Raw genomic sequence first — 18753 nt, 5'->3', positions numbered from 1 at the left:
TTCATTTCGCTTACACTAGGGAAACCTAAGTAATAACCCTTATTTCAGCTTAAACTCATCGAAACCGCTGCTCGCCGATGCATATCGTTTCTTCGAGATTCGTCCTGACAAATACGCGAGCCTGCCCGCCTCGATTCCCAGTCGCATCGCTTGCGCCATTCCGACGGGGTCCCTCGCCTTGGCTACCGGAGTGTTCATCAGCACGCCCGATACGCCAAGCTCCATCGCTTGAGTCACGTCGCTCACGGAACCAAGGCCGGCATCTATGATTACGGGAACTTTCGCCTCTTCGACGATCAAGCCAATATTGTAGGGATTCAGAATCCCCAGCCCGGTGCCGATAGGCGCTCCTCCCGGCATGACCGCCGCAGCGCCCGCCTCTTCGAGACGTTTGCACATGACAGGATCATCCGGCAAATAAGGCAGAACCGTAAAGCCTTCCTTAACGAGAATTTCCGTCGCTTTTAACGTCTCGATCGGATCCGGCAGCAATGTACGCTCATTCGCGCTGATCTCCACCTTAATCCAATCGCTCAAGCCGGAGGCGCGCGCCAGCCTGGCAATCCGTACGGCTTCGTCTGCCGTACTCGCGCCGGAAGTATTCGGAAGATACCGATAGGACTCCCCCTGAAGATGCTGCAGGATAGAGTCGTCCTCGGTCGCTTCCAAGTTGATTCGTCGGATGGCAAAGGTCAGCACCTCTGCTCCCGACGCTTTGATCGCTTCCATTTGAACATAGGGATTGGGGAAAAGTCCTGTCCCGATAAAAAACCGGGAAGACAGCTCATGGTTACCAATACGCCAAACATCCTTCTTCATCTGCTCATCCCCCTCCCACGAAATGCACCAGCTCGATTTGCATTTGGGTCCGCACCTCCGCGGTCGCCCATTGCTCCTTAGTCAGCACCGCTCCGTCCGCCTCCACGACGACCGGCTTGCCCTCCAATCCGAAATGCGCGATAACATCTTGGATCGTACGAACGTCCAACTCTTGCCTAAATCCATTGATGACAAGCTCCATACTCTCACCCCTGCCTATTCAACTTGCTTAAGAAAGCTTCACAGGTCCCTTTCACATCCGTACTGCCTACAATTTCGCTCACCGCGCATATTCGCGTCGCCCCGGCTTGAAGGACTTCGTCCACATTGTGCAGCTTAATGCCCCCAATGGCCACAAAAGGAATCTTGATCGTTCGAGCGACCTCCCGCACGTACGATACGGTCACCGGAGCGACGACATCCGCTTTGGTTGCGGTTGGAAAGACGGGACCTACTCCGATGTAATCCGCGCCTTGCTGCTCCGCGAGCAATGCCTCTTGAAGAGCGTGCGTGGAAATTCCGATGATTTTGTTGCCGACGATCTTCCTAGCTTCGAGCAACGATAGATCTTCTTGACCCAGATGAATACCGTCCGCGTCGACCTCCAGCGCGACATCGATATGATCGTTGACGATAAACGTTACATCATGCTTAAGCGTCAGTTCCCTTAACGCTTTCGCTTTCCGCAGCAGTTCCCGCTTCTCGCTTGTTTTATCCCGAAGCTGAATGATATCTACGCCTCCGAGAATCGCCTCCTCCATGACCTCGATCAAATCCCGACCGGGATGAAATTGTTCACCCGTTATCGCATATAAGCGGAAATTCCTCATCCTTTCCTTCCTCCTCCCATTCAATTCCCGATATAACGGGCATATAAGATTTTGGCCCTGACCAAATCATCCGTACCTTGCACTAGCACGCGTCCATCGGGAAACAACACAAGCCGTTCTCCCTCGGGAAGCTGTGCCCTTAGCAAGTAGGCATTCAAGATAACCTTCTCCGCTGCGGGCTCCAGTCTTTCGCGCCACTGCTCTAAATCCAGCTGACCTTTACCCGCAATCTGAACCGTCCCCCGCCCGCACAAGGAGACCATCTCCTCCTGCTCGGCATAATCAAGCGCGGGATATTGCTTCAGCTGACAGCAAGGACAATCCCTCAAGGGCTCTCCCAACTTCATTTCGTAATAGCGGTTTTCCCACAAATCAAACGTGAGCAGGCTGTCCCTTCTTTTTCCCCCGGCATCCACCAAAAATTTCAACGCTTCGACTGCCTGATAAGAAGCGACGATATCGACAACCGGAGCGATTACGCCGATCGTATCGCAGGTTTGGCCGCCGGCATCCGCCGATTGAATGAAACAGCGCAAGCACGGCGTTACACCAGGCACAAGAATTGCGCTCATTCCCCTAGAGCTGACGGCTCCGCCATAAGTAAAGGGGAGCCCCTTGCGGAAGCAAGCGTCATTAAGCAGAAATCTCGTTTGAAAATTGTCCGTGCCATCTAGAACAAGATCTATGCCCTCCAGCAGCGATTCGATATTATGAACGGTGACATCGGCAACGACCGGCTCCAGCCGAACGTCCGAATTGATGATGCTAAGCTTCTTCTCGGCGGCAATCGCCTTCGGATATCCATTCCGTACATCCTCTTCGTCATACAGCATTTGCCGCTGCAAATTGCTTTTCTCTACGTAATCCCGATCGACCAAACGCACCAAACCGACTCCGGCCCGCACCATATGATTAGCCAGTACGGTTCCCAGAGCTCCCATGCCCACAATGCACACCGCGCTATCCTTCAGCTTCCGCTGACCCGCTTCGCCGATCGGCGCGAACAGCATCTGCCTGGAATATCGTTCATCCATATAGAGGTCCCCCTTCCGCTACAAATTCACGAATGCTTGCTCCGCTTTGACCTCTTTCGTCAGTTGGCCGTGCTCCGCCAGCCACTCGATGACCGAGTTCCACGACTGTACGGACTGGCTGCCGAAGGGCTCCGATCCTGCATCCATCAGGGGAAGCAAAATGTCTAAGCTCATCTTCTCGATATCCGCATCCAACGGAAATTCCTCGCTTTGCTTGTCCAGCAGGAGCTGCAAAGACTGCTCCGGGTGACTTACGGTATATTCCTGTCCTTTGGCGGCGGCAGCCATGAATTTCTTGAACGCTTCTCTATTGTTCTTAAGGCCCTCTTCGCTAGCCGTCAGCACAAGCTCATAATAATCCGGAACCCCGTAATTCGAAGGGTCGAACGTAATCAGCTTCTCGCCTTCCTTCTCCAGCAGCAGTTTCTCGTGATTTACGTAGCCTCCGATAATGGCGTCTACTTTCTTGGTCGTCATCGCAGGAATCAGATCCCATCCGACATCTATGTAATTTAGCTTGGAAGGATCGCCGCCGTCCGATTTCACCATCGTATTCACCATGGACTCGTCGAGAGGCACGGAAGGATACCCGATCTTCTTGCCGACCAAATCTTTCGGACTACGAATCCCCGCCGATTCCAGCGCGAACAATTGATTAAGCGGATGCCTGACAATCGCGGCCACGGATACGATCGGAATGTCTTCTGAGCGAGATACCGCTACTTGCATTTGATAACTAAGCGCCAGATCCGCCTTCCCCGTCGCTACCAGCTTGAGAGCATCATTTGTATCTGCGGGCGTCTGAAGCTTGACCTTCAACCCCGCCTCCTTAAAATATCCCTGCTCCTCAGCGGCATATAGAAAGGTATGCACCGCGTTCGGATACCAGTCCATCAGCACGGTAAGCTCCGTCAGCCCGGGCTCCTTCTGCTTATTCGAGGCACATCCCGTAACCCCGACCCATGCTAGAATAAGTGCTATAGCTAACCAACCGCTCTTCTTCCCATTACGAAAAATCACAGTAACTTTCCCCTCTCGCATTGCGAATCTTTATTTTTAAGCGACCGGCGCGGGGCAAGTATCGCTCGTTCCGCCCATTGAACGGACAAGAACAAGACGATCCCCATGAGCGACAGCAACAGAACCCCCGAGAATACCGCCTCTCCGCGCAACAAATTCGATGATCGCTTCGTATACATGCCCAAGCCCGATTCCCCGCCCAACCATTCCCCTAGCGTTGCCCCTCCGACGCTGATCGCGGCGGCCATCTTCAATCCGGTAAAAAAACCAGGGAGTGCGGACGGAATCTTCCATTTGAGAAAAAGCTGGCGTTTGCCTGCCCCCATCGTTCGCATCAGTTCTCCGATATCCGGATCGGCAGCGCGGAACCCGTCCGCCGTATTCACGGCTATGGGAAAGAAGGTGAACAGAATCACGACGGCCACCTTGCTCCCTATTTCATACCCGAACCACATGACCATAATCGGAGACAAGGCGATAATCGGAATGGTCTGGGACGCGACGATCAACGGATAAATCGTCTTCTTGGCTAGTCCCGAACTTTCAATCCATACCGCGGCTAACGTACCGAATACGGCGGAAATCCCCAGTCCGAGCAACGCTTCCCCCAGAGTTACGGCAAAATGCTTGCCGAGCAGCCGTCCGTTATCCCAGATCGAGAGCAATACGTCGGAAAGCTTAGGGATGATGTAATGCGGGATATCGAAGAATGTCGTTCCGGCTTCCCAAATAGCCGCCAAAAGCAGTACAAATACGAGCACAGGTGTACTTTTCGCAAGGCTACTTTTCATAGGCTTCTTCCTTTCGAGTTGCCGCCGTCCCATTCGAAATGTCCGAGTAACTCGCGTTTCAGCCCTATGAAATTCTCGTTCATCACCGTTTCATAGGTACGAGGTCGGGGCAAAGTTACCTCTATCTCCTTAAGAATGGAAACGGGGGACTTCGCAGCCACAAGCACCCGGTCGGATAGGAGCAATGCTTCATCCGCGTCATGGGTAATGAACAGAATGGTTTTGCGGTGTTGCTCCCAAACCTGAAGCAGCCATTCCTGCATGCTCACGCGCGTCATAGCATCCAAGGCACTAAAGGGCTCGTCGAGGAGAAGCAGTTCGCCTCCCCCCAGAAGAGAGCGCAGGAACGATACTCTCTGACGCATTCCGCCGGACAGTTCGTCGGGGTACTTATATTCCGTCCCCGCCAACCCCATCTCCGGAAGGAGTTCCAGCACCCGGCGGCGCGCTTCCCGCCTCGTCGTCCCTCCAATCTCCAGGCCGAGCGCGGCGTTATCCAGCACGGTTCTCCATGGCATGAGCGCATCTCTCTGGGGCATATAGCCGACCTTACCCAGCTTAGAAGCCGCGGCGGCGGAGTCTTGCGACTCGCCGACCGCGATCGTTCCTGACTGGGGAAACAGAAGACCCGCCACTAGGCGGAACAAAGTCGTTTTCCCCATGCCGCTTGCCGCAAGAACGCTAACAAACTCTCCTTGCTTAATATCGAAATCCAGCGCCTCGAACAAGGTCGGTTCTCCGGGGAAGGAATAGGTTAGCCCGCGAACCGACAGCGCATTGTGCCGCTCATTCTCATTCGCTTCGCTCAAATCGGCCACTCCTCTTGCCTGTAAGCCATATCCCAGAACATATATTCCAGCTTCGAGGCCTTGACGAAGTGTTCCTCTAACCGGGCTAGCTCTCGCTCCGGCAACCCTTCCGCCAAGCGGTCCATCAAGCCGATACTCCAATTGGTTAATGCCCCGAACTCCTCGGAGCTGTACATCAGAATCCACTCTCGGAACAGCGGATGGTCCAACGCTCCCGGAAATTTTGCGAATGCGATGCCGATCTCGCGGTAACTCCACATGCAAGGGAGCAAGGCGGCCACCACCTCGGCCAGCGAGCCTTGCATCGCGGCGTCCAGCATATACTTCGTATACGCAACGGTTGTTGGCGAAGGCTGGGTTTGTTCCAGTTGTTCCCGCGTCACGCCGAAACGCTCGGCATACTGTCTGTGAAGCTCCATCTCCACGGTCAGCGTGGAATGGAACAACTCCGCGAATCGGGACATCGTCTCTAGGTCAGGGGACTTTAGGCTGCCGATAGCGAACATCTTGGCATAATCGATCAGATACACATAGTCCTGCTTGAGATAATAGATGAACCGCCCAGTATCCAGCGTCCCTTCTTTCATCTCGACCAAGAACGGGTGACGATGGCTCATTTCCCATACTCCATGGGCTGAACGGTACAATCTTTTGCTAAACCGACTCATGGATACAGCCACCCCCTATCCACTTGATCTTGGTTAATGAATGATTCAATCATCTCTTTCGCTTCCTCCTTCGATCAGGAAACAGGCGAGGACAATACAAAAAAACCATTCGAGAATACACGAATGGTTACAATTCGACATGTTCTCTACGCCAGCATTACCTGGATCAGATTAACGGTCAGGGAAATAAGTTCCCTATCTCAGCCAGACTTCATCCAGCACCCGTGCATCACTATTTAATTAACCCCACTATAGCTTACATGGATATTTTAGGCAAGAACAACTTCACCGGCTTTGTTACCTACGCTCATCATGGCTTTTCGCGTTCGTGCAATTACTTACTTAAATAGAATCCGTCAAAGTAAGGAGCCATATCTTCCCGATCGCATCCCGACAGCACATATTTCGCGCCCTTTTTCTCGATACCTTGACAGAAAGCTGTCGTTTTCCGAATGGAATTACCTCCATATGAATCCCATGCACGATCATAAGTAAACTCAATCGCCTGTCCATCATAGACGAAATCCCGAAATAACGGGGCTCCCTCAAGCGTATAGAAAGTCAGATGCACTTCATCCGGAGTTCCCTTGTTCACATGATCAACGAACTTAACCCACTTGTCCTCATTCCTATATTTCCCGTACATTTCAACGATTTCGCCATTTTTAGCCGCCTGCTCCGGAGTGTAAGGTAATGCATAGATACGATCTCGGAGTTCGTTCGCAGCTTCCTCAGACAAAGTATAGCCTGTTCCGGTATCCGAGGCGAGGGTGTACATGGCCTTGCTCTCCGGGTTGGGCTGTAACCACAAATGAAAAGCTTGCCGCTCTCCCTCGCCTAAGAAGACCAGGTCCAAATCAGCCTTCCCGATATCTAGTTTGCCTTCCATTTTAGTAGCGGAACGAAAGCCTTCGGCTAATAGCGCCACTTCATCCGGCTGATCCACCACGCCAAATAAAGCAGGATTAATACTCCCCAACCGATGGGAACGACTGATCTCGACTTTCGTCACCGCAAACTCTTCCCAGTTCACCTCGGCACTGACGACGGAGTTCGTACTCCCCGATTCGCAACCAGCAGTAAATACGACCAGCGCAACTAGCCCTATTAATTTTATCAACGCAATCCACTCCTCTGTGGAAATAGACGCATTTAATGGAAAATCGTTGCAGATATCACCCCTATTAATTAATGCCCGTAGAACAAAGAAAAGAAGCCCCTTCATCATCGAAGGTGGCTTCTCTCAAAAACGGCTTAATGCTTAATCTGCGACTGCGCAAGCCGTACTAACAGATGCGCAAGATTGTGTTGTTCCTCTTTCGAGCCGACTTTCCACAGTTCCTGAAGCAGATGCTCCTCGCTATTGCGCGGCTCTTCATGGCTCGCCAAATAGTCGGCGACTTTCTGAGCGACAGTAGCCATCTGTTCTTCTCCCATGCCAAGGCTCTCTGCCATTTTGATTCGCTTGCCTAAGTAACCTTTGAACTCGTCGAAGTTCTTGAGAATACGGTCCCTCTCCGAAGGATCGATCCTCGAGATCGCATTGTCCACCTTGCTTGGATTAATATCGCCGTCTTTGCCGACGACATGGTTATGCTCGGTCATCTGATTGCCTCCCAGCGTGGAATGATTGTGCACTAACCAGTTTGCCCAATCGAACGCCGGTTGACTCTCTATAACCCCTGATTCGTTAGATTCACAACCTCGAACAGGCTTATTCTCTGCTGCGTCTTATCCTCGTATAACCACGGACCTTCTACGCGATCCACGAATAACACTCCGTTAAGATGATCGATTTCATGCTGGATGCAGCGAGCCAAAAATCCTTCGCCCTCCAACTCGATGCGCTCCCCTTGCCGGGTTAATGTCGTAATCTTCACATAGTTGGCGCGCTTAACGAATCCATGATAATTAGGAAAGGACAAACAGGCTTCAGCCCCGTCTTGCTCTCCGCTTAATTCCACGATTTCCGGATTTATGAGTTCGATCAAGCCCTCGCCGCAATCCATTACGATGATCCGCCTAATAATTCCGACTTGAGGAGCGGCAAGACCTGCGCGTCCTTCGGACGCGTAGAGCGTCTCCGCCATATCGTCCAGCAGCTTGATGATTTTCGGCGTCATTTCTTCAACGGGTTTAGCCTTCTTGCGTAAGATGGATTCCCCAAAAGGTACGATATTCAATACGGACATTTGCGTAGATGCCCCTTTCGTTTGTAGCATGCCCTAAATCGCAATTCCGCGCCTACTATACCATATATTCGAATTCCCTCTCAACGGCTAAATTCTTTTTATTCCATGCCCCTGGAGTCGACTATGGACAGCCTCTAATAGATCATGTCTCTCGACCATTCCCCTGACAAGGGCGAATCGGGAAGGATAGGAAGCTTCAGCGCTTGAACCGCGGCTTGCAAATAATGTGTACCGTAAGGAAATTCCTCTCCGTTCCGTCCCGGCTTAACCGCCAGAGGCAACTGCCCGGCTTGGTCTTCACCCAAGCGTTGCAGCGTCTCCAAGTCCCGTTCATACAAGGAAGCATCCCATCGAATCTGCGACAAGACCCCAGCCACGATAGCTGCCGGAAAACCGCTCGCTTCGGAGATGATGGCGGCAGCCCGGGCAGGTTCGCCGCGAATAAAATCATGCGCTCGAAGATGGGCTTTCAAGTAGGCGATCACGACCTCTTCGTTTCCTTGCACCCAATTTCCATCAGCCATCAAGCCGGTCAAATAATCTCCGCCCACCCCTTCGGAGAAAACGGGAACACCCGCCCCGATCGACTGTACCCAACTCAAATAAGGCTCCCACAGAACGCTCGCGGCAACATTTCCTTGCATAATGCCTTGCAAGCAATCTCCCATCGTACGATGAACGACCGGCGCCGACTCCAGTCCATAGGCGCTCGACCATTCCTGCAGCCGGTAAGACGCGCTAGAATTGCCCACTGTGGCAATCGATGCTCCGCTTAGCTCCTCCGTCCGTTGAATCGCGCTCCCGGCAGGAACGACTAGCGAGATGCCTCCCCCATTCCGCGTCTTACCGTCGAAAGCCAAGAACAACGGCTTGAATCGCGGCAAAATTCGGCTTAATGCCCGGCTCGCGATCATGGGGTAATCTCCAATGGAAGCGAAATGAATATTTCCGCCGATCAGTTCCTCCACCAGCTCCATTCCGTTCGGAGCGTCGACCCAATTCACCTTAAAGTTTACCGACGGCGCCATTCGACCTAGCTCGTCTTCGAATAAACCCAGCTTCTTAATGACAAGGGTGCTCCATACTAATGCCGCGCCGCTTTGATAGCCGACCGTAATGATTCGTACGGATGGGGCTTTCTTAGGAACCCTCTCTTGTTCTTGCGCATGGGAATGAAGATGAACCCAGGCTTGCAGCTTATGCTTGTCGACCCATATTTCCTTGCCGATCTTAATGTGCGGAAGCTTCTTATCTTTGCGCCAACGGTCGATGGTCGCCCGGCTAACGCCCAGAATATCCATAGCCTCTTGGAGGCTCAATAAATCGAAACGTTCGTTAAGCACCTTTACACCTCCGTGGCTTATTTTAATTCTTACTATTTTTATGGGAATTATAAGTAATTCTTATCTTATACGAATCCTTAGCAAACATCAATAAACATGGGAAAATATGGTCAAACTCCTCATTGTTCCTCATACTTCCTCATCTCTCCTCCATGTATTGACAGGGACAATTCAGGGTGATAATTTCTTGTTAATAAATTCAAAGTAAGTTTATTGGAATTGTTAGTTTTAATAAAAATAAGCTAGGTGAGGGGTAGTGAGGAAAATGAAGAGCAACAATCGGAAACGCAACAAAGCGATAAACGGGGTAATCGCCCTAGGACTGGTATTTGCACTGACGCTGCTGTCGGCATGCGGCTCCAACAATTCGAATAACAAAGCAAGCTCGGCTAGCCCAAGCAAGGAAGCAAGTCCAAGCGCAGTGGCGGCTAGTCCGTCCGCGGCAGTTAGCCCATCCGTGGCCGTGAACAAAACCATTCGCATCGGTTATCAGAAGTACGCCTCCATCAATATTTTGAAAGAAAAAGGGGGGCTGGAAGAGAAGCTGAAGGAAGTCGGCTACAAGGTAGAGTGGACGCAGTTCCCGGGAGGCCCTCAACTGTTGGAAGCCGTCAATGTCGGCAGCATCGATATCGGCAACGTTGGCGAAGCGCCCCCGATCTTCGCGCAAGCAGCAGGCACGCCGCTCGTCTATGTAGGGCACTCTCCCGCAAGTCCGAAAGCCGAAGCCATTCTTGTTCCCGAGAACTCCCCGATCAAGACGGGAGCCGATCTGAAAGGCAAGAAAGTCGCGCTAAACAAAGGCTCTAACGTTCATTACTTGCTCGTGAAATATTTGGAGAAAGTAGGCTTAAAATATTCCGACATCAATGTCGTGTTCCTTCCTCCCGCAGACGCTAGAGCCGCATTCGAGAGCGGCAACGTAGATGCCTGGGTCATATGGGAGCCGTTCTACTCCGCAGCTCAGTTGGCAACGAAAGCGCGCGTATTGGCGGATGGCGAAGGGCTTGTCGACAACTACGAATTTTACCTCACGACCCGCAAGTTCGCGGAAAACGATAAAGCGGCCATCGACGTTCTATTCGAGCAATTGAAGGAATCCGATCAATGGGCCAAAGATAATCTAAACGACGTAGCCAAACTGCTCGCCCCCGCGCTCAATTTGGATGTCCCGTCCTTGGAGCAAGCTCTCTCCCACCGTAATTTCGGCATTGAACCGATTACCGACGACATCATTGCCGCGCAACAGAAAATCGCCGATGCGTTCTTCGAGCTCAAGCTGATCCCAACGGCAATCGATATTAACGACGCCATCCTGAAATAACGATTTTACCCTACCCCACCCGGGATTGAGGAGACACGCATATGGAACTTTTTTGGTTCATTCCTTTGCACGGCGATGGTAGATATTTAGCAACCGCTAAAGGAGCTAGAGCCGTCGATTACGACTACATCCGGCAAATCGCGCAAGCCGCGGATCGGCTAGGCTATCATGGCGTACTGTTACCGACAGGCAAAGCCTGCGAGGATGCTTGGATCGCAGCCTCCTCCCTTATCCCGGCGACTAGCAAGCTGAAATTTCTAGTCGCCGTGCGTCCGGGGTTAATGTCCCCTTCCACCGCGGCGCGAATGGCTTCTTCGCTCGACCGGTTCTCTAACGGCCGGTTGCTCGTTAACATCGTCACGGGCGGAGATCCCCATGAGCTCGCCGGGGACGGAATGTTCCTCTCGCACAAGGAAAGGTACGAACAGACCGACGAGTTCATGACGATCTGGCGTCGCCTCATGCAGGGGGAGCAAGTGACCTATAACGGTAAATACTTGCGGTCGGAGGAGGGACAATTGTTATTTCCTCCTCTGCAAAAGCCATATCCTCCGGTCTATTTCGGCGGTTCATCTCCCGCGGCGCAACAGATCGCGGCAAACCATGTGGATTTCTATCTCACTTGGGGCGAGCCTCCGGAAGAAGTCGCCAAGAAGATCGCCGAGGTTAGGCGGTTGGCGGAAGCCAGCGGAAGAACAGTTCGCTTCGGCATCCGGCTTCACGTGATCGTCCGGGAGACGGACGAAGAAGCTTGGGCGGCGGCCGACCAACTCATTCGTTACGTGGATGAGCAGACGATCGCCGAAGCGCAGGGCATTCTGGCCCGGTACGATTCCGTAGGTCAGAAACGGATGGCAGACCTGCACAAGGGCGACAGATCCTCGCTCGTCATCGGGCCTAACCTGTGGGCGGGAATCGGACTCGTAAGAGGCGGTGCCGGAACCGCGCTTGTCGGCGATCCGCAGTCGGTTGCGGCTCGGATCAAGGAGTATTACGAGCTTGGCATCGAGACGTTCATCTTCTCCGGATATCCCCATCTGGAGGAATCCTATCGGGCGGCAGAGCTGTTGTTCCCTCTGCTTCCCTTGAAGGTTCGAGAATCACAATCGCAAACCTCGGCTATCGAAGCTTTCGGCGAACTTGTGGCTTACAACAGACGCCCGGGTAAAGTTACGGGCCCGCAGGGTGGAGGATCAACGCATGAACTTGTTCAGCAAACTCATCCATAACCGATTCGCGCCTGCTTACGTGCCCGTTCTCGTCATTGTCGTCTGGCAGTTGTTAGGCCAGCTCGGATATATTTCCACGCGCACGTTGCCGACTCCGCTCAAAGTAGCGGAAGCCGGCGTTGCTCTGGTAAAATCGGGCGAAATCTTCCATTACATCTGGGATAGCACGCGCAGGGCGCTTATCGGTCTAGGCATCGGCGGCGGGATCGGGTTTCTGCTGGGGCTGCTTAACGGGATGTCCTCCACGGCTAACCGACTATTGGACAGTACGCTTCAGATGGTGCGCAACGTCCCCCACCTCGCCCTTATTCCCTTAGTCATTATTTGGTTCGGAATAGACGAGAAGGCTAAAATTTTCTTGGTCGTTCTCGGCGTATTCTTCCCGATCTACATGAACACGTTGCACGGGATACGTTCGATCGACCCCGGCCTGATCGAGATGGCTAAAGTATACGGTCTTAGAGGCTTCGCGCTGTATCGCGAAGTCGTATTGCCCGGGGCCTTGTCGTCCATTCTAGTCGGGCTGAGGTATGCTTTGGGTTTCATGTGGTTGACGCTTATCGTCGCCGAGACGATCTCCGCCAATTCCGGCATCGGCTACATGGCTATGAACGCCCGGGAATTCATGCGAATAGATATCGTCGTCTTCGCCATCATCATCTATGCCATTCTGGGAAAATTGTCGGACTCCGCGGCCAAATGGCTGGAGCATACGTTGCTGCAATGGAATCCGAACTACGCCAAGCGTTAACGGAAGGAGAGGAGCCTATCCATGAGTAGAACATTTTCTAAGGGCGCCCGACTTCTCGTTCGCGGTGCATCTAAGAGATTCGGAGAGAAACCGGTGCTGCAAGGCATTGATCTGGATATCCCCGCCGGCCAATTCGTCGCTATCGTCGGGCGAAGCGGCTGCGGCAAAAGCACGTTGCTGCGATTGATTGCCGGATTGGACAGTCCGAGCGAGGGTGAGCTCTCCGTTGACGGAGAGGGCATCAAGGGCATTCATCCCGATACGAGAATGCTGTTTCAAGACGCGAGGTTGTTGCCTTGGAAAAAAGCGGTAGCGAACGTGCAAGTGGGCGTTAAATCGAGGAACAAGGAGCTAGCCTTGGAGGCGCTCGCGCAAGTCGGGCTAGCCGATCGCGCCAATGAATGGCCCGGCGTACTATCCGGCGGACAGAGGCAACGCGTCGCCTTGGCCCGGGCGCTCGCCGGTTCGCCGAGGCTTCTGTTGCTCGATGAGCCGCTAGGCGCGCTCGATGCCCTTACCCGTATCGACATGCAAGAGTTAATCGAAAGCTTGTGGGAGGAGCAGCAATTCACTGCCGTGCTCGTCACCCACGACGTCAGCGAAGCGGTAGCCTTGGCCGATCGGGTAATTCTGATCGAGAGAGGGCGCATCGCGCTGGACGTGAAGGTCACGCTTGATCGGCCGCGCGAGCGGGACAGCGGCTTCGCCCACTTCGAGAAGCTGATCCTCGACCGGATTCTTGAGCGCAGCGAGAACGACTACACTCGGAATAAGAAGCTGTCCTATTCGATATAGTCGCTTTTTGCGACGATGGGAGCAAGTCCGGCGGGTCGGCGCTCGGTATAGTCGCTTTTTGCGACGATGGGAGCGAGTCCGGCGGGACCGCGCTCGGTATAGTCGCTTTTTGCGACGATGGGAGCTAGTCCGGCGGGTCGGCGCTCGGTATAGTCGCTTTTTGCGACGATGGGAGCTAGTCCGGCGGGTCGGCGCTCGGTATAGTCGCTTTTTGCGACGATGGGAGCGAGTCCGGCGGGTCGACGCTCGGTATAGTCGCTTTTTGCGACGATGGGAGCGAGTCCGGCGGGTCGACGCTCGGCTATAAAATCAGCCCCGCCACTCCTCCGGCAGCAAGCGGGCATAATGCGGTTGCAGGTAGCGGTCGTCTATGAGCATGAGCGCTCCCCTGTCCTTTTCCGAACGGATTAAGCGGCCTCCGGCTTGCAGCACTTTGTTAATGCCGGGGTAGACGTAAGCGTAATCGAAGCCGTTGAGCCCCTCGTCATCGAAATATTTTTTGATCAGATTTCGTTCCAAGCCGATCTGCGGCATGCCCACTCCAACAACCGCGACTCCGCGCAGGCGGTCGCCCACCAGGTCGATGCCCTCTGAGAAAATGCCGCCCATGACCGCAAACCCTACGAGTGTCTGACGATTGCCCGCATCGAATGCCGCCAGAAAGCTTTCCCGTTCCGCTTCCGGCATATCGGATGTTTGCAGTAAGGCACGTATATCTCCTCCGACCGCAGCAAACTCCTCATAGACTCCGTTCATGTATTCGTAGGACGGGAAAAAGATCAGATAGTTACCCGTACGCACCCGCACCAGTTCCAGAAGCGCGCTTACGAGCCGAGTCTTCGTCCGTTCCCGGTCCGCATATCGGGTAGAGAGAGGAACGATAGCAACCTCCCATTGCTCCTTCGCAAAAGGGGAACCCAACGTAACCGAATAATCCTCAGCATCCGCCCCTAGCATCTCCATGAAATAGTTAAGCGGAGATAACGTGGCTGAGAAGAATACATGCGCCCGGTACCCTTTCCCCATCTGCCGAAGCAAATGCGAAGGATTCAAGCAGAACATTTTCAACCGCACGTCGTTCCTAACGACTTCCGAATAGGTGACGTATCTCTCGTCATATAGCTTACCGATTCTCATGAAGCTAAGCGCGCCGAAGTAAACCTCCAACAGCTTCGTGCTTTCCGCGCCGGAGCCGCCTCCGGCAAGCTCCCGTTCCGCTAGGGCAACGAAAACTTCTACTAATTCCATAAGCTCAGCAGGCGCTTCCTTCGACACCGTTACTTGGCCATCCGATCTCTTCTTGTGCTCGATAAACCACTTATTGATTGTTTTGGCTGCGGAATGGATATCCGCGCGAACCCCTTTGAATGCCCGCTCCAACTCGAGAAAATCCCTTTTCTCCAACGCCGCCGAATACATCTCCCGAGCACGGTCGATCAAGTTATGGGCCTCGTCCATCAACAAGACGGTTTGATGTCTATGCTCCCCGGACAACCGCTTCAAGGAAACCCGCGGATCGAAAATATAATTATAGTCGCACACAACCGCATCCGCCCCGTACGCCGCATCTAGGGAAAGCTCGAAGGGGCAAACCGTGTGCTTGCGGGCATATCTCTCGATGACCTCGCGGTTCATCAAGGTTTCGTTGCCGAGCATGTCGAGAATCGCGCCATTAATCCGATCGTAGTATCCATCCGCATAGGGGCATTTGTCTACCCGGCAATCGACTTCGTCCTGGAAACAAATTTTCTCTTTAGCCGTTACCGTGACTGAACGCAGGCTAAGTCCCTTGGTCTTCATCAGCGACAAGGCATCCTCCGCCGCAGTTCTCGTAATCGTTCGGGCCGTCAGGTAGAACAGGTGCTGAACCTTCCCTAAGCCAATCGCCTTAATGGCCGGGAATAACGTCGATATCGTCTTCCCGATGCCCGTAGGGGCTTTGGCGAACAGCTTCCGGCCTTCGTCGATCGACTTATAGACGGAACCGACCAGCTTCCTCTGCCCTTCGCGGTATTCCGCGAAGGGAAAAGCCAATCCCGATATGCTCTCGTCCCGGGCGCGCTTGTTCCGCTGGAGCAGACGCGCGTAAGGAGCATAACGCTCTACGATCTCATTCACGTAAAGCTCCAATTCCTCTAAGGTGGCTTCCTGCTCGAACCGCTTCTGCTCCTCCGTGTCCACTTGAACATAAGTTAAGCGAACGCGCATGTTCCGCAGGCCGCTTTCCACGGCGTACATATAGGCATAGAACTTAGCCTGCGCCCAATGAACGGGTCGCGAATCCTCAGCCGTCATCGCACCGATGTCCTTCGACGTCGATTTGATCTCGTCCACGGTTACGCAGCCATCCTCACCGATCAGTAGCCCGTCGCATCGCCCGTCCACGACGAAAAGGAGATCTCCGCAAGGAATCTCCGCCTTCACATACACTTCCTTGCGATCCAGTTCGCCGTATTGCTTCTGTATTTTCTGATGGGCTTTCGTACCCTCCGCAAGCGAACTCGCCGCTTGGAATCCGGAGTCGAGGCTGCCGCTCCGAAAAACGTACTCGACCAACCCCCTGACGGAAAGCGCCACCCAATTGGATAAATCAGACATCCGCACGATCCCCCAACGAATAGAACATTTGTTCTACCATTGTATCACAACTCCCCGGGAACGTCGTAAAGCCAGTCGTTACTACTTAGATCATCTACTGTAGGGGAACAAAGGTACTTTTTTGGCCTCAAGCGAGCCACACGAAAAAAGAGCCACGCTAGGCTCTTTTTCCAAGCTATCAATTATTTGAAAAAGGCAGGCAAGTAAGGCTTGTTTTGCTCCAGCATCTCGTCCAGCATCGCTTTGGCGACTTTCACCGAAGGCACTAGAGGATGCGAAGCCATCGCTTGGAGAGCAATCCCTCTGTCGCCCGTAATCGCCGCTTCGATGGTCAGTCTCTCGTACGTTTTGACGGCGTGAATTAACCCTTTCGCTTGCTCGGGCACTTTCGATACCGGGAGCGCAATCGGCCCCTTGCCGGTGACCACGCAATTCACTTCGATAGCGGCGTCCTCAGGCAGAAAATCGAGAATGTTGCCGTTCGTCACGTTTAAAGTCTGAATATCGCGCCTGTCGTTGTACAACGACACCATCAGGTTAACCGCTGCCTCGGAATAGTAAGCCCCGCCCCGCTGCTCCAACTGCTTCGGCTTCTCCTGCAGATCCGGATTCTTGTACAACTCGAACAATTCTTCTTCCACGCGCTTCACGACTTCCGCACGCGTCCCGTTCGCCTTCAGCGACTCCAACTGCTCTTCCAGCATTACGTCGGTCAGGTAGAAGTATTTCAAGTAGTAGGAAGGGAACCCTCCCAAGCCACGCAGGAAATCGAGATCCCACTCCGTCGCGGGTACGTTCTTGCCGGAATACTCTTCCCTTTTATCGAGCAGCTCGGTCAATTTGTCCTCGCCCTCTACTTCGATGCGCGTTACCCAGTGCAAGTGGTTCAATCCGACAAACTCTGTATAGATCTGGTCAACTGTCGTGTCGTATTTCTTAATTAGCCATTTGTGCAGACCGATCGGAGCGTTGCACAGACCAATGCTCTTCACCTTGGAATGGCGCGCGATCGCTTCCGTTACCATCCCCGCCGGATTCGTGAAGTTAAGCAACCACGCGTCGGGCGCCAGCTCCTCGATATCCTTGCAGATGTCCAGAAGCACCGGAATCGTCCGCAGCGCTTTCATCATGCCTCCCGGTCCCGTCGTTTCCTGTCCGATAACGCCGTATTTGTTCGGGATGTGCTCATCGTATTTGCGCGCTTCCAGCAATCCGACCCGCATTTGAGTCGAGATGAAATCCGCGCCTTCGATAGCTTGCCGACGATCAAAAGTCAGATGTACTTCGATCGGAATCCCCGACTTCGCCACCATTCTCTTGGCAAGCTCTCCGACAATCTCAAGCTTATGTCTACCCGCTTCTATATCAACAAGCCATAGCTCCCTAATCGGCAATTGCTCATAATGATTAATAAAACCTTCCACGATTTCCGGCGTATAAGACGAACCCCCGCCAATGACCGCGATTTTCAAGCCTCGTGCTTTTGCCATCTTACCCAGCTCCTTGTAGGTGTTGCTATATTTGTTCAATCTGATAAGGATCCAATAAAGAGTTAAGCCAAGCTGTATTCGGATATCATCCGCAGCCGATTATAGATGGGTTCCGGCAATGCGATGCCGCTCGCCTCCACCGCTAGCCATAAAGCCCCGATCACCGGCTCCATTTTCAGCTTCGCGATACTCGCGCCCGGTGCGACTTTCTTCACGGCTTGCTCGATGTAACGAGTGATGAAGTCCCCTTCCCCACGGGTTACGATGCTCCCCGCAAGAACGACGTCGAACGCCTCGCCCTCCATGCCCAGACGCTTGATAACCGCTTGCGCGGAAGTACCAAGCTCTTCGCCTTGATGGCGCAAAATACTCTTGGCAACCTCGTCGCCTTGGCTGGCCGCTTGAAACAAAAGCTTGGCCACGCGGATCGGAGGCACCTTGTTATGATCCAAATAATCGTCGAACATCGCTTTCACGTTGTCGTATCCGAGATCGTCAAGCAACAATTGCGTTAAGAGCGTCGGTTGCTCTCGGCCATCCCATGCGCGAATAACGGAACGGAAAACCTCTACGCACAACGAGCCCCCGCCGCCGAAGTCTCCGAATTGATAAGTGAACCCGCCGCATTGATAGAACTTCCCTTCCGGGTTAACTCCCGCGCTGTTCGTCCCGGTCCCGCAGATCAGCACGACCCCGTAAGGCCGATTCGTCCCCGCTCTTAGCGCAATCATCGTGTCGCAATTAATCTCGTATCTAGGAAATGCTAGCTCCGCGATCATGGGCCGCAAAATCTCGTAATCGATTTCCCGGTCCGCCCCGGCTAAGCCGAAGTATGCGAATTCGATATCCGTTCGGGATAATTCAGCTTGCGCTAAAGCCATTTCCACCGATTCTCGAATATTCCTTCTGGCGATCTCATAGCCGACTTGATGGTTCCCTTGGCCGCTATTCCCTTTACCCACAATCGTACCCTGTTCATCAACGATGAGCGTATACGTTTTGCTTCCGCCTGCATCGACGCCCAAATAGTACTTCAATTCGCTCACTCCTGCCGTCTAGA

Annotated in this window: 19 protein-coding genes and 1 riboswitch; of the genes, 4 read left to right on the top strand and 15 right to left on the bottom strand. The window is 53.3% G+C overall.

Annotated features, from left to right (window positions below):
* Nucleotides 1-39: 39 nt before the first annotated feature.
* The 12 genes from L3D05_RS09185 to L3D05_RS09130 all read right to left on the bottom strand — a co-directional run bounded on the left by L3D05_RS09185 (nt 40) and on the right by L3D05_RS09130 (nt 9506).
* Nucleotides 40-819: a thiazole synthase gene (locus L3D05_RS09185; protein WP_239615732.1), complete on the bottom strand. Its 780-nt coding sequence runs from the start codon at nt 817-819 to the stop codon at nt 40-42.
* A 4-nt stretch (nt 820-823) separates the two neighbouring features.
* A complete protein-coding gene (gene thiS, locus L3D05_RS09180) occupies nt 824-1021 on the bottom strand; it encodes a sulfur carrier protein ThiS (protein ID WP_239615731.1) in 198 nt (65 codons plus the stop codon).
* A gap of 4 nt (nt 1022-1025) precedes the next feature.
* Nucleotides 1026-1649: a thiamine phosphate synthase gene (thiE, locus tag L3D05_RS09175; protein ID WP_239615730.1), complete on the bottom strand. Its 624-nt coding sequence runs from the start codon at nt 1647-1649 to the stop codon at nt 1026-1028.
* A gap of 20 nt (nt 1650-1669) precedes the next feature.
* Nucleotides 1670-2683, bottom strand: coding sequence for a ThiF family adenylyltransferase (locus L3D05_RS09170; RefSeq protein ID WP_239615729.1), 1014 nt, complete (start codon nt 2681-2683; stop codon nt 1670-1672).
* Between the two features lie 18 nt (nt 2684-2701).
* On the bottom strand, nt 2702-3703 hold the full coding sequence (locus tag L3D05_RS09165) for an ABC transporter substrate-binding protein (RefSeq protein WP_239615728.1): 1002 nt from the start codon (nt 3701-3703) through the stop codon (nt 2702-2704).
* Nucleotides 3700-4494, bottom strand: coding sequence for an ABC transporter permease (locus L3D05_RS09160; RefSeq protein ID WP_239615727.1), 795 nt, complete (start codon nt 4492-4494; stop codon nt 3700-3702). Before L3D05_RS09160 ends, L3D05_RS09165 begins: the two co-directional genes overlap by 4 nt.
* Nucleotides 4491-5303, bottom strand: a complete 813-nt coding sequence (locus L3D05_RS09155; RefSeq protein WP_239615726.1) for an ABC transporter ATP-binding protein — start codon at nt 5301-5303, stop codon at nt 4491-4493. Before L3D05_RS09155 ends, L3D05_RS09160 begins: the two co-directional genes overlap by 4 nt.
* Nucleotides 5300-5971, bottom strand: a complete 672-nt coding sequence (gene tenA / locus L3D05_RS09150) for a thiaminase II (protein WP_239615725.1) — start codon at nt 5969-5971, stop codon at nt 5300-5302. The genes L3D05_RS09155 and tenA overlap by 4 nt, the downstream gene beginning before the upstream one ends.
* A gap of 126 nt (nt 5972-6097) precedes the next feature.
* Nucleotides 6098-6207, bottom strand: a riboswitch (TPP riboswitch).
* A 98-nt stretch (nt 6208-6305) separates the two neighbouring features.
* Nucleotides 6306-7091 carry a DUF4362 domain-containing protein gene (locus L3D05_RS09145; protein ID WP_239615724.1) on the bottom strand — a complete coding sequence of 262 codons (786 nt, stop codon included), beginning with the start codon at nt 7089-7091 and terminating at the stop codon, nt 6306-6308.
* Nucleotides 7092-7225: 134 nt separating this feature from the next.
* Nucleotides 7226-7576 (bottom strand): DUF3243 domain-containing protein, encoded by a 351-nt coding sequence (locus tag L3D05_RS09140; protein WP_239615723.1) that lies wholly within the window; start codon nt 7574-7576, stop codon nt 7226-7228.
* Nucleotides 7577-7644: 68 nt separating this feature from the next.
* On the bottom strand, nt 7645-8163 hold the full coding sequence (gene def / locus L3D05_RS09135) for a peptide deformylase (RefSeq protein ID WP_239615722.1): 519 nt from the start codon (nt 8161-8163) through the stop codon (nt 7645-7647).
* A 134-nt stretch (nt 8164-8297) separates the two neighbouring features.
* Complete coding sequence (locus L3D05_RS09130; protein WP_239615721.1) at nt 8298-9506, bottom strand: helix-turn-helix domain-containing protein; 1209 nt, start codon at nt 9504-9506, stop codon at nt 8298-8300.
* Between the two features lie 265 nt (nt 9507-9771).
* Between L3D05_RS09130 and L3D05_RS09125 the strand changes: the two genes are divergently transcribed.
* Genes L3D05_RS09125 through L3D05_RS09110 form a run of 4 tightly spaced genes read left to right on the top strand, consistent with a single transcriptional unit; the run spans nt 9772 to nt 13605 of the window.
* Nucleotides 9772-10830: a sulfonate ABC transporter substrate-binding protein gene (locus tag L3D05_RS09125; RefSeq protein WP_239615720.1), complete on the top strand. Its 1059-nt coding sequence runs from the start codon at nt 9772-9774 to the stop codon at nt 10828-10830.
* A gap of 41 nt (nt 10831-10871) precedes the next feature.
* Nucleotides 10872-12059, top strand: a complete 1188-nt coding sequence (gene ssuD / locus L3D05_RS09120; RefSeq protein WP_239615719.1) for an FMNH2-dependent alkanesulfonate monooxygenase — start codon at nt 10872-10874, stop codon at nt 12057-12059.
* Complete coding sequence (ssuC, locus tag L3D05_RS09115; RefSeq protein WP_239615718.1) at nt 12031-12810, top strand: aliphatic sulfonate ABC transporter permease SsuC; 780 nt, start codon at nt 12031-12033, stop codon at nt 12808-12810. Before ssuD ends, ssuC begins: the two co-directional genes overlap by 29 nt.
* A 21-nt stretch (nt 12811-12831) precedes the next feature.
* Nucleotides 12832-13605: an ATP-binding cassette domain-containing protein gene (locus tag L3D05_RS09110; protein WP_239615717.1), complete on the top strand. Its 774-nt coding sequence runs from the start codon at nt 12832-12834 to the stop codon at nt 13603-13605.
* 309 nt (nt 13606-13914) lie between these two features.
* Here the strand turns inward: L3D05_RS09110 and L3D05_RS09105 are convergent, their stop codons facing one another.
* The 3 genes from L3D05_RS09105 to L3D05_RS09095 all read right to left on the bottom strand — a co-directional run bounded on the left by L3D05_RS09105 (nt 13915) and on the right by L3D05_RS09095 (nt 18730).
* Nucleotides 13915-16203 carry an ATP-dependent DNA helicase gene (locus tag L3D05_RS09105; RefSeq protein WP_239615716.1) on the bottom strand — a complete coding sequence of 763 codons (2289 nt, stop codon included), beginning with the start codon at nt 16201-16203 and terminating at the stop codon, nt 13915-13917.
* Nucleotides 16204-16385: 182 nt separating this feature from the next.
* A complete protein-coding gene (locus tag L3D05_RS09100) occupies nt 16386-17693 on the bottom strand; it encodes a 6-phospho-beta-glucosidase (RefSeq protein ID WP_239615715.1) in 1308 nt (435 codons plus the stop codon).
* 62 nt (nt 17694-17755) lie between these two features.
* Nucleotides 17756-18730 (bottom strand): N-acetylglucosamine kinase, encoded by a 975-nt coding sequence (locus L3D05_RS09095; RefSeq protein WP_239615714.1) that lies wholly within the window; start codon nt 18728-18730, stop codon nt 17756-17758.
* Between the last annotated feature and the right edge of the window lie 23 nt (nt 18731-18753).

This window comes from Cohnella mopanensis, assembly GCF_022352055.1.
GTDB classification, from domain to species: Bacteria; Bacillota; Bacilli; order Paenibacillales; family Paenibacillaceae; genus Cohnella; species Cohnella mopanensis.
This window is presented reverse-complemented; position numbering and strand designations above follow the sequence as displayed.

Coding starts and splice junctions, on each gene's coding strand:
- L3D05_RS09110 (WP_239615717.1), top strand. CDS start 12,832: ATGAGTAGAACATTTTCTAAGGGCGCCCGACTTCTCGTTCGCGGTGCA.
- L3D05_RS09100 (WP_239615715.1), bottom strand. CDS start 17,693: ATGGCAAAAGCACGAGGCTTGAAAATCGCGGTCATTGGCGGGGGTTCG.
- ssuC (WP_239615718.1), top strand. CDS start 12,031: ATGAACTTGTTCAGCAAACTCATCCATAACCGATTCGCGCCTGCTTAC.
- L3D05_RS09105 (WP_239615716.1), bottom strand. CDS start 16,203: ATGTCTGATTTATCCAATTGGGTGGCGCTTTCCGTCAGGGGGTTGGTC.
- thiS (WP_239615731.1), bottom strand. CDS start 1,021: ATGGAGCTTGTCATCAATGGATTTAGGCAAGAGTTGGACGTTCGTACG.
- L3D05_RS09125 (WP_239615720.1), top strand. CDS start 9,772: ATGAAGAGCAACAATCGGAAACGCAACAAAGCGATAAACGGGGTAATC.
- L3D05_RS09160 (WP_239615727.1), bottom strand. CDS start 4,494: ATGAAAAGTAGCCTTGCGAAAAGTACACCTGTGCTCGTATTTGTACTG.
- L3D05_RS09185 (WP_239615732.1), bottom strand. CDS start 819: ATGAAGAAGGATGTTTGGCGTATTGGTAACCATGAGCTGTCTTCCCGG.
- L3D05_RS09140 (WP_239615723.1), bottom strand. CDS start 7,576: ATGACCGAGCATAACCATGTCGTCGGCAAAGACGGCGATATTAATCCA.
- ssuD (WP_239615719.1), top strand. CDS start 10,872: ATGGAACTTTTTTGGTTCATTCCTTTGCACGGCGATGGTAGATATTTA.
- L3D05_RS09170 (WP_239615729.1), bottom strand. CDS start 2,683: ATGGATGAACGATATTCCAGGCAGATGCTGTTCGCGCCGATCGGCGAA.
- tenA (WP_239615725.1), bottom strand. CDS start 5,971: ATGAGTCGGTTTAGCAAAAGATTGTACCGTTCAGCCCATGGAGTATGG.
- thiE (WP_239615730.1), bottom strand. CDS start 1,649: ATGAGGAATTTCCGCTTATATGCGATAACGGGTGAACAATTTCATCCC.
- def (WP_239615722.1), bottom strand. CDS start 8,163: ATGTCCGTATTGAATATCGTACCTTTTGGGGAATCCATCTTACGCAAG.